6 protein-coding genes are annotated in these 8,353 nt (G+C 63.2%); 2 read left to right on the top strand and 4 right to left on the bottom strand.

The genetic code is table 11. From position 1 onward, the window contains the following. Positions 1–20: 20 nt before the first annotated feature. The 4 genes from M3P27_04745 to M3P27_04730 form a co-directional block, all read right to left on the bottom strand. On the bottom strand, positions 21–455 hold the full coding sequence (locus tag M3P27_04745; GenBank protein ID MDP9267620.1) for a hypothetical protein: 435 nt from the start codon (positions 453–455) through the stop codon (positions 21–23). Positions 456–702: 247 nt separating this feature from the next. After that, positions 703–1,818, bottom strand: coding sequence for a hypothetical protein (locus tag M3P27_04740; protein MDP9267619.1), 1,116 nt, complete (start codon positions 1,816–1,818; stop codon positions 703–705). Positions 1,819–2,128: 310 nt separating this feature from the next. Then, entirely contained in the window at positions 2,129–4,369 is a 2,241-nt protein-coding gene (locus M3P27_04735) for an N-acetylmuramoyl-L-alanine amidase (GenBank protein MDP9267618.1), read from the bottom strand. Between the two features lie 96 nt (positions 4,370–4,465). Further along, positions 4,466–5,368, bottom strand: coding sequence for a lytic transglycosylase domain-containing protein (locus M3P27_04730; GenBank protein ID MDP9267617.1), 903 nt, complete (start codon positions 5,366–5,368; stop codon positions 4,466–4,468). A 293-nt stretch (positions 5,369–5,661) separates the two neighbouring features. Here M3P27_04730 and M3P27_04725 point away from each other — a divergent pair, with 293 nt between their 5' ends. Both M3P27_04725 and M3P27_04720 read left to right on the top strand, forming a co-directional pair. After that, entirely contained in the window at positions 5,662–6,789 is a 1,128-nt protein-coding gene (locus tag M3P27_04725; GenBank protein MDP9267616.1) for a Rieske 2Fe-2S domain-containing protein, read from the top strand. 196 nt (positions 6,790–6,985) lie between these two features. Beyond that, positions 6,986–8,299, top strand: a complete 1,314-nt coding sequence (locus M3P27_04720) for an inner membrane CreD family protein (GenBank protein MDP9267615.1) — start codon at positions 6,986–6,988, stop codon at positions 8,297–8,299. Positions 8,300–8,353 lie beyond the last annotated feature (54 nt).

Below are 8,353 nucleotides of genomic sequence, written 5' to 3'. Positions count from 1 at the left end.
GTGCTCGCGCGGTTCGGCGCTCACTTCCGAAAAAACTCGCGCGCGTCCCGGCGCAAGAGACAGCTGACAGCGCCGCCGAGGCAAACCAACTCCGCTGCACCGGCGCCCGCCTCCGCCGGATGCGACGTGACGAAGCCGCGCGCCAAGCTCCCCGGGATCGTCGCCAGCGCCAGCACGGCGAGGCCGAAGCCGCACAGCACCGTTCCCCCCGTCACGCTCAGAAACCACGCCCAGCGATAGCCGCGCGTGAGGCACGATGCGAGCGCGAGCATGGCAAAGCTCGCCGCGATCTGCTTCGGCACCGTCCCCGCCGGATGCATCGCCGCCCATGCGCCCGCGGCGGCGGACCAGCGCGGTCCCCACGCGATCCACGCCGACTCCACCAGGCGCAGTAGCGCGAAGCAGCCGAAGAGCAGCGCGCCGATGCGGACCGAGCGTGGAAGAGTCATCGTCATGCAGCAGAAACGAAAAGACCGCCCGGCAGAGGGCGGCCTTTTCTAAGGGAGAATAGTTCCAACGGAGTCTTCACACCGCTAAAACTTTCTGGCGAAATCTTATGGTCGAGGCGAGAGGGGTGTCAAGCGTTTTTTCCGAAATAACTACTAATGTTTTCAATGAGTTACAAATCATGCGTCTCGCGGCACACTTTGACAATTTTTGTCACTTTTCCACCGCCCACGGCTCAAGCAGCAGAGAAACCAGCTACTTAGCTGGTCCCGGCGGAAGCGCTTGCGACACCGCGTCCGGCTCGCGCGAGCGCAGGTCAAGCCGGATCATGTCCCGAGAATGCTCCCGTTCTGGCCAATAGCGGCGTGCCCAGAAGCGAAAGACCGCATAGACGATGCCCAAGCCGAACATGCTGAGCACCAGGTAGCCGGCGAGCCGCATCGCCGCCCACACCAGGTTCGCGGGACTGTCACGCAGCGTGAACTTGGTGCGCTCGTTCCACGTGACCTCGGCCTCGTAATTGATGGACGCCAGCAGCGACTTCGCTTCGCCATCCGGGATGGCGCCGGTCACGATGACGACGATCGGTCCCGTACGCTTGGCGGCATAGTTATTGCGCTCGTTGCGTTTGTCCGGATCGCTGTTCAGCGCGCCCTCGATCGAGCGCAGCCGCTGCGCCGCGATCTGCGGCGTGGGATACTCGATGAGCGTGAGCGTGGCCTCGCCGGTCGAAGTGGTGTACTTGGCCAGCGCGATCTCGGGCGCTTTCGAGAACTCGACCACGTCCGCCGTCACCGGCGCGCGGATGGCGCTCAGTCCCGCCGGACCGAGCACGTACCTCACCGAATTCTTCACGTACGACTGCTTGGGAAAATAGCTGGGCAGCGGCGGCGGGATCTGCGCCGCAGCCTCCGCTTTCGGCAGCGCCTCGGCCAGCTCGCGCAGTTCGGCGGCAGACATCGCATTGATGCGGTCGAACTGGGCGTCCACCAGAACATTGCCTTTGTAAAAGAGGACGTGCTCGCCGTTCGCGGACCCCTGGTCGCCGATCTGCTGCGTGATCATGTCGGCGTCCTTGTAGAAGGTGAAGGCGCCGTAGGCGCCGCTCTTGTCGCGGAAGCGCGCGGCTTTGAGTTTGAGCGTGCGTCCGGCCTTGGTGTAGGTGGCGGCCTCGAAGCCGGTGAAGCGGTATTCCTTGAGCACGTCGGCGTTGGCGGCATCCGCCTGCGCGGGATCGATGCTGACCTTGGGCGCCGTCTTCTGCCACTCGGAGAAGGCCTGCGGCAACAGCGGCGCAGGCGTTGACTGGGGCTCGGCAGCGAAGCCGGCCGCGGCGATGAATAGAAAGACTATGGCGAGAAGGCGCTTCATGGGCTACTTCCATTAGACAACAGAAGCGAGGGTTTAGTCGCAGGTGGGGGACTCACTCTCCTCGAAAACCTCTCCGGACTCCTAGCACGCCAAGTCCCAGAGGCAACATCCATCCGAACAGCAGGACGGCCCAAAGGCATATGAAGATGGGGTTGCCGACGCGAGCTGGAAGAGTATCGAGAAGCCTAGCAATCACCCCTAAAGGAGTCTCTCGAAGGATCACGTTCGAGAAAACCACCCAGAGGGAGATTGCTAGCCAAAGTAATGCGAGGATCAACGAGGCAAATCGGATCGCTTTCAATCTCTTTCCCTACTGTCCGTCGGCCTTGTCTTTTATAGGCAGTTTGGCGCCGGGAAGCTTGCTGGCGACCTTCACGCCGGAGAGTCCGCTCACGTACTTGGCGACGCCGCGATAAAGCGATTCGGCTATCTTCTGGCGGTATTCGGGCGTCTGCAGCTTCTTCTCATCCTGCGGGTTGGAGACGAACGATATCTCCGCCAGGATCGATGGCATGTTCGCCCCGATCAGCACGATGAACGGCGCCTTCTTCACTCCGCGGTCGCGCAGCCCTTTGTTCTTGGCGGAGAGCCCACTGTAGAGAAAGTGCTGCACGTCGCCGGCGAACTCCTTGGACTCATCTATCTTGTCCTTGAGCGCGATCTTCTTCACCAGGTCCTGCAGCTCGTGGATGGATTTCTCCGAGACCGCATTCTCGCGCGCGGCGACCTCGAGCGCGTCGGCCGACGAAGTGAAGTTCAGGTAGTAGGTCTCGATGCCGCGAGCGCTCTCGTCGTCGCTCGAGTTGGCGTGGATGGAGATGAACAGGTCCGCCTCCTCCTTGTTAGCGATGGCGGTGCGCGTCTCGAGCGGGACGAAAGTATCGTCGTCGCGCGTGTAGATGACCTCCGCCCCCATGCGCTGGTCGATCAGCTTGCCCAGGCGCAGCGCCACGTCGAGGACGAGGTCTTTCTCCTGCAATCCGTTCGGCCCGATGGTGCCGGTATCGTGCCCGCCGTGGCCGGCGTCCACCACGATGCGCCCGATCTTCAGGCCCAGGGCGCGGATGAGCGAGCGCTCACCATTCGCGGCCGGCTTTGCCTTCGAGCCATTGGCTTCTACCTGGGGCGCAAGCTCGAGCTTGGCGAGCTTGTCTTTCGAGTCTCGACCCTTCGAGTCTCGGCCCTTGGAATCCTTAGCATTGTCTTTGGTCGCGCGCGGCGCCACCTTCTCGAACGTGGGCCCGGAGGTTGGCTTCGTCGTTGCCTTCAGCTCCACCGCCGGGCGGGACAGGCTGGCCACTTCCGGCCGCTCGTCGGTGGGCTTTTTGTCTTCCGCGTGCGGCGCGACGACCGAAGGCGGCGCCGGCTTCGCGACTGCAGCCGACCGCGACTCGCCTGCTTTTGCTTCGGACGCCTTCGACTCCAGCGCCTTCGCGCCAGACGGCTTCGACTCCGGCGGCTTCGACTCATTCACGACGGGCAACTTGGCGAACGACTGCGCCGGCTTCTTGCCGTGGATGTCGATGATCAGGCGATACGGATTGGGCAGCAGGAAGGCGGAGTAATCCGAGACGTCGTCCACGTCCAGCACCAGGCGCGTCTCGCCGATCTGGTATTGCGCGATGCGGATCTTGCGCAGGAAACCGTCTTCCACATCGAACGTCTTGCCCACCAGCTCCGACGCCAGCTTGGTGCTGTGCAGGTCGAAGAAGATGCGGTCGGGATTGGGGATGCGTCCCGCCTCGTACTTCACTTCGTCCTCAAGATCGATGGCCACGCGCGTGTAATCGGGTGTGGACCAGTGCCGGATGCCGGTCACCAGCGGATACTTCCCGCGCGCCTTCGCGCCGCTGTTGTTCTGGGAAACGCCCAACGCAACGCCCGGCGCCGAGTTCCCAGAAGCGCCCTGCGCCTGCCGCTGCGCCAGCTCCTTCTGCTTTTCCTTCGGCGTCTTGATGCCCTTCTTCTTCGCCGCAGCCTCGGCAGCCATGTCGTCGAGCGCCTGGCGCGCGTCGGTGGCAAGCCGGTGGTGCGGATACTGCTTCAGGAATTCTTCATACGCCTGCTTCGCCTGTGCCTGGTCGTCGAGGTCGTCGGCATAGATCTGCGCGATGGTGAACAGCGCGCCGAAGCGGTAGCGGCTGCCGGGATACTGCTTGCGCACGAACTCATATTGGCCGATGGCCGATTGAAAGTCCTTGTCCTCTCCGAAGACACGGCCCATGTCGGCGAGCAGCTCGGCCACCGCGACCACGCTTTCGTCGGCTTTGGCCGAGGTCGGCGCGAGGTAATAGACGCTGCGATACGCGTCGATGACCTTGCTGTAATCCTTGCGAGCGCGTTCACCGGCGGAGCGTCCGTTGAGCGCTTCGCGCATCTGTTCGGCCTTGGCGAAGTGCTGGAGCGCCGCCTGCTTCTTCTGCTTCACGCTGCGCGGAGCGGCCAGGGCTGGGGTGGGAAAAAGGACGTGAAAGGCGGCGAACGCAATCAGGGCGAAGGCCGCGACGAGGGCCGCCAGGTTGGTCCGCCGGATTGGGACAGCGTAGCTCAACTCGTCGCTAGCGATCGAAAGACCGTTCGCACTCGATCCTGATCGCCTGTCCTTGATCCTTGCGGGCCCCTGCTTACCTGCCGACTGCGGGCCCGGCTAGTCGTTGGTGAACGTCAACACGCCGAACTTGTCGCGATACGCGCGGATCGGGGCCGAGGTGCTGCGACGCATCGGAGTGTCGCCACTGTAGAGTTGGTTGATGCGCCGCACATACGCCTGCGTCTCGGCGAAGGGCGGCACGCCATGATTGCGCGTCACCGCGCCCGCGCCCGCGTTATACGCGGCCACGGACCTGGTCACGTCGCCATTGAAATTCTCGAGCAGGCTCTTGAGGTGGCGCACGCCACCATCCACGTTCTGGCGCGCGTCGAAGGGATTGGTGACCTGCAAGCTGCGCGCGGTCGAGGGCATGAGCTGCATCAGGCCCATCGCGCCTTTGCGCGAGACGGCGCGCGGATTGAAGTTTGATTCCACTTTCACCACCGCCCGCACCAGGTTCGAATCCACACCATGCTTGGCGGCGGCTTCGTCGATGATGGCGTCGAGCTGCTCGGCCGTCAGGCCCTTGCGGCTGGGCACGGTGAGGGCTTCGGCGTCACCGACTTGATCTTTTTCGGAGGGCACGGCGGATGCGGCAGGTTCAAAGGCCGGCTTCGCTGCCGCTTCCGGAGTGCTCTCGGCGAAGTTCACGCGGAACGCGGGCTGTTGCTGCCGCCAGAGGATGTACTGCTGCACGTCTTTCGCAGCCGAACGCGCGGCGCGCATGGTCGCGCCACTGGCGGGCGGCACACGCTTCCAGCGGTGCTCGCTCTTCGAGTAGTAGAGATAGACCTTGCGCGGGCCATACTGCGGCGCTGCCATGGCGGTCTGGTCCTGGGCGCGGGGCACGTCGACGTAGACGGTGCGGCCATTTTCCTGGACCGGCACGATCTGCGCTGCAGCCGAGTTTGCGCTTAGACTCACCAGGCCGAGCAGGCCGAGTAGAAGGTGTTTATGCATGTGATAGTCTCCCGGCCGCCGACACTGCGGCCTTCACCTTGACCCCAACCTGACGGAGACCAACCAGAGTAGCGGGATTCTAGCGCAGTCCTTACGGGTTATCAATCAGGCAGATACCGGGGAACCTACCTAAGTAACCGGATGAAACATGGATGAAACACGGTGATTCCTGGCATTGACCCGGGAATCTCCTAAGTACATTACGTCGGGACAGCGACCAATGCCCCTCCCAGACGTTTTCCCGGTCCGGGCGGTCGGGGTCTGCGTGCCCGGCAATGGTTATACTGCCGCCAGTGTCCTCCCTGTCACCATTCACGGCCTCCGGTGAGATGCTCACCGGCTTCTGGTACCGCGCGCTGCGGTCGGACCAGGTCGGCCCGCGCGAGCTTGTCCCGGTGATGCTGCTCGAGACGCCGCTCGTCTTGGGCCGAACCGACGCCGTTTCGGGGAAGCCCGCGCAAGCCTTCGCGATGCGCGATAACTGCCCGCACCGCGGCATCCCGCTCAGCTACGGATGGTTCGACGGCAAGGACGTCCAGTGCAGCTATCACGGCTGGAAGTTCGACGCCTGCTCCGCCCAGTGCGTCGAGATCCCGTCGCTGACCGCCGCCGACAAGCTCGACCCGCGCAGGGCTGCGCTGATGAAGATCCGAGCCGGACACTTTGCCTGTGAAGAGCGCGATGGCTACCTTTGGGTCTTCATCCCCGACCCCGGCACCTCGGGCGAGCCCAACTGCCCGGCGCCGGCGCTGCCCGTCCTTAATCAGCAGAACAGCGAGAACTATCGCCGCACGCACCTCTGGGCTGAGCTGCCCGCGAACGTGGACCACGGCATCATCGGATTGATGGACCCGGCCCACGGACCGTTCGTCCACTCCGCCTGGTGGTGGCGCAAGCGCGAGTCCATCCACGAGAAGGAGAAGCACTTCGAGCCTATCCCGCTGGGCTTTCGCATGTCGGCGCATCAGCCTTCAAAGAACTCCGCGCCCTACCGGCTGCTCAAGTGGTACGCCGGCGATGCTGATGTCACTACCACCATCGACTTCGTGCTGCCCAACCTGCGCTACGAGACCATCCGCGCGGGCAAGTACTGGTTCGCTTCGCTGACGACCGTCACGCCCATCACGCGCGAGCGCTGCCGCATCGACGTTGCCGCTGCCTGGAACATCTTCCGGCACGTGCCGCTCGCCATGACCATCGCGCGCCACTTCGGCAAACAGTTCGTCGAGCAGGACCGCCAGACGATGGTCCAGCAGGCGCAAGGCCTGAAGCACAATCCGTCATTGATGCTGATCGACGACGCCGACAAGCCGGCCAAGTGGTACTTCCAGCTCAAGTCGTCTTATCTGGAATCGAAAAGGACCGGCCAGGCTTTGAAGCATCCGCTGGATGGGCCGGTGACGCTGCACTGGCGAAGCTAGCTTTCCTGCCCCTTCGCGACGGAACCCTTCACCACGGAGACACGGAGGCACGGAGAGTCCTCTTTGGGGATTGTCATTCCGAGGGAGCGAGGAATCTGCTTTGGAGCGCCGGCGTCCCGCCGGCCCAGCATAGCTTTGCATTGCAAAGTACTCCGTGCTAAGCTCTCCGGCGCGACGGGAACCACTGGGAGGCTCCATGGCAAAACGCCTGGCAGCTCTGATCTTCATCTTCGTATGCACCACGGTCGCCTGGATGATCCTGGGCGCCACCATCATGTCCCGGACCTACGGCATGGGCAGCGACCTGAAGGAGAAAGTCGCGTCCAATTGGGGCGTGCAGCAGAAGCAGTCTCCGCCCACCGCCACCTGGACCCGCGTCCGCAAGCAGCTCAATAACTTCACGACCAATAACGGCGGCGTCGAAAAAATCGAGACCCGCGAGGTCGACGTGGTGGACACTTTCAATCTCCCACTCGATTCCAGCAGGGTCAACGTGGCGCTCGACCTCGAGCATCGGCAGAAGGGCCTGCTCTGGTACAGCACCTACACCGTGGACTTCGCCGGCGATCACGCCTTCCGCAACGACACCGCGGAGGAGCGCGACGTCTCGTTCAACTTCCAGTTCCCCGCGACGCAGGCGATCTATGACGATCTGGTCGTCGAGCTCGATGGCCGGCCGCTCACCACCGTCACTGACAACCGTGGGGTGCACGGGAACGCGAAGCTCGCCGCCGGCAAACCGGCGCAGCTGAGAGTGAAATATCGCTCGCACGGTCTGGAGCGGTGGGCCTATGACTTCGGCGCGTCCAACGAGAACGTGGCGCAGGTGCGTGACTTCAAGCTGCACATGACGACCAATTTCAAAGCCATCGATTTCGCCGAGAACACGCTCTCTCCCACTAGCAAACACGAAGACGCGAACGGCTGGACGCTCGATTGGGACTACACCAACCTGGTCACCGGATACTCCATCGCCCTGGTCATGCCGGAGAAACTCCAACCCGGGCCGCTCGCCGGCCAGATCAGCTTCTTCGCCCCGGTCTCGCTGTTCTTTTTCTTCTTCCTGATGTTCATCATCACGACGTTGCGCGGCATCGACCTGCACCCCATGAATTATTTCTTCCTGGCGGCCGCCTTCTTCGCCTTCCACCTGCTCATGGCGTACCTGGTAGACCACATCTCCATCCATCTGGCCTTCGCCATCAGCGCGGTGGTCTCCATCATCCTGGTCGTCTCTTATCTGCGGCTGGTCGTGGGCATCCGCTTCGCCGCGGTCGAGGCCGGGCTGGCGCAGTTCGTCTACCTGGTGCTGTTCTCGTATGCGTTCTTCTTCCAGGGATTCACCGGACTGGCAGTGACCATCGGCTCCATCGTCACGCTCTTCGTGGTGATGCAACTCACCGGCAGGGTGGATTGGACGGCAAAGTTTGCGGCGACGTCCGCGGTGAAACCTGCCGCCAAACCACCGGCGCCGCCGACCACGACGCCGCCGGAGCCGGCGCGGGCATAAGCGCCTTGTGTGGGAACAACCAACCCTTCACCACGGAGACACGGAGGCACGGAG

The organism is Acidobacteriota bacterium, from assembly GCA_030774055.1.
In the GTDB taxonomy this organism is placed as follows: domain Bacteria; phylum Acidobacteriota; class Terriglobia; order Terriglobales; family Acidobacteriaceae; genus JACPNR01.
Note: the sequence above shows the minus strand (reverse complement) of the source record. Positions and strands in the feature narration are given on the sequence as shown.

What these genes read in the sequence shown, in the direction of transcription:
- M3P27_04745 (MDP9267620.1), bottom strand. Translation starts at nt 455, where the DNA reads ATGACGATGACTCTTCCACGCTCGGTCCGCATCGGCGCGCTGCTCTTC.
- M3P27_04740 (MDP9267619.1), bottom strand. Translation starts at nt 1,818, where the DNA reads ATGAAGCGCCTTCTCGCCATAGTCTTTCTATTCATCGCCGCGGCCGGC.
- M3P27_04730 (MDP9267617.1), bottom strand. Translation starts at nt 5,368, where the DNA reads ATGCATAAACACCTTCTACTCGGCCTGCTCGGCCTGGTGAGTCTAAGC.
- M3P27_04720 (MDP9267615.1), top strand. Translation starts at nt 6,986, where the DNA reads ATGGCAAAACGCCTGGCAGCTCTGATCTTCATCTTCGTATGCACCACG.